Below are 577 nucleotides of genomic sequence, written 5' to 3'. Positions count from 1 at the left end.
ACGGCAACCGATCCAGCACCACAAACACCGACGGCACCATGAACTCCGGCAACCGCCCCGACACAAACCGCCGCAACTCCGCCACCGACACACCGGCGGTCAGGTCGAAGTCCACGCCACCGGCGCCCTCACCGGCACCCACCACGCACCTTGATCTGCGCGTCGCCACGCCCGACGTACTCAAGGACCCCGTCCGACGTCCAGCGCGCCATGTCACCCGTGCGGTACATCCGCGCCCCGGGCGCTCCGAACGGATCCGCCACGAAGCGCTCCGCCGTCAGCCCCGAACGGCCTCGGTAGCCGCGACCGACCGAGGTGCCCGCGACGTACAGCTCTCCCACCACACCGGGAGGTACGGGCGTCAGCCCCGCCCCCAGGACGTGGGCCTGGACGTTGTGCAGGGGGGTGCCGATCGGCGCGGTGGCCTCGCCGTCCCAGTCGTCGGTGCCGGCGAGGGAGAACATGCTGGCGTAGAAGGTCTCGGTCTGGCCGTAGCCGTTGACGATCCGCACTCCCGGGAAAACCTCCCGGGCCCGCGCCACCAACGAACCCGACAACCCCTCACCCGCGAACACCA

The 577-nt window shown here is 70.5% G+C and carries 1 pseudogene; it reads right to left on the bottom strand.

The features are described 5' to 3' along the window. A pseudogene (locus tag OO63_RS41915) lies at positions 1-577 on the bottom strand (AMP-binding protein); the annotation flags it as partial.

It is taken from the genome of Streptomyces alboflavus, from assembly GCF_000716675.1.
GTDB lineage: Bacteria > Actinomycetota > Actinomycetes > Streptomycetales > Streptomycetaceae > Streptomyces > Streptomyces alboflavus.
The sequence above is the reverse complement of the archived record's forward strand: the minus strand, read 5'-3'. Positions and strand labels throughout refer to the sequence as shown.